The organism is Microcystis sp. LEGE 08355 (assembly GCF_015207185.1).
Taxonomy (GTDB): Bacteria; Cyanobacteriota; Cyanobacteriia; order Cyanobacteriales; family Microcystaceae; genus Microcystis; species Microcystis panniformis.
Window position 1 is genome coordinate 1 of record NZ_JADEXI010000940.1, and the last position, 1104, is coordinate 1104.

At 52.5% G+C, this 1104-nt stretch carries 1 protein-coding gene; it reads right to left on the reverse strand.

Going from position 1 to position 1104, the window contains the following annotated elements; genetic code table 11:
* Positions 1 to 43: 43 nt before the first annotated feature.
* The coding region (locus IQ242_RS25445; protein ID WP_193961862.1) for a VWA domain-containing protein at positions 44 to 1104 on the reverse strand (1061 nt) is incomplete at its 5' end.

Here is a 1104-nt window from a genome sequence, read left to right on the forward strand (position 1 = left end):
CCCCACACCCTGCCCCCAGGAAACCCTTTTTCGGCAACCCTAGCTACAGTCCCGCAATTGCCCCTCGCGCCATAGATGCGATCGCTTGTTCCGTGGCCCGGGGTAGATGATAATATTTACCCCCAGCTTTTAGGGCTAATTCTTTGGCAAAACCAGTGGAGACGAATTTTTTCTCCGTATCGATAACCAGCAGTTTAATGCCTAAAGAGCGAATTTTAGCGGCAATATCGAGCAGTTCTGCCTTAATATCGGGTTTTTCTCCCTCCGGAATCGGTTCGCCTAGAGATTTCGCCAAAGGAATGTTACTTCTACCGTCGGTAATCGCCACAATCACCACTTGACCGATATCCCCCGATAAACGGGCATTCATCCCCACATGAACCGCTTGGGTTAAACCGTGGGCCAAAGGGGAACCGCCGCCACAGGGCAGGGTTTCTAGACGTTTTTTCGCTAGGGTAATCGATTTGGTTGGTGGCAATAGTACATCCGCTCGCTCACCCCGGAAAGGAATCAGGGCAATCTGGTCGCGATTTTCGTAAGCTTCCGTTAACAGACGCATAACCGCACCTTTAGCCGACTGCATCCGATTCAGGGCCATGGAACCGGAGGCATCAACCACAAAGACAATTAAAGAACCAGCCTTGCGGGCCAGCCGTTTTGAGCGCAGATCCCCTTCTTCTATAATCACATGACGTTCGGGATTCCTTAAGCGACGGGCTTTTTGATAGGGTGCGGCCGCCCGGAGAGTGGCATCGACGGCGACTCTTTTCACCTTGCCCCGGGGTAACATCGGCTTAATGTAACGTCCCCTATCTTCCGAGAAAATCAGGTTACGCGCCCCCGATTTCCCCTGACGCTGGGCCATCTGGGCAAAATACAGCACACTAGGGTCCAGTAAAACCCCTTCCGGGTCGAAAACGAATTCTTCCGGCAAATTATCCGGCTGTTCCGGTTCTTTTTCTTCTTCTTTCTCCTCCTCTTTTTCTTCCTGTTCCTGCTGGTTTTCGTCTTGGGGCGGTTCCGGTGGTGGCGGTGGTGGCGGTGGCTGTTGTTCCTGTTCCGGAGGTGGCGGCGTAATCAGCGATCGAGGTACAATAACTAATT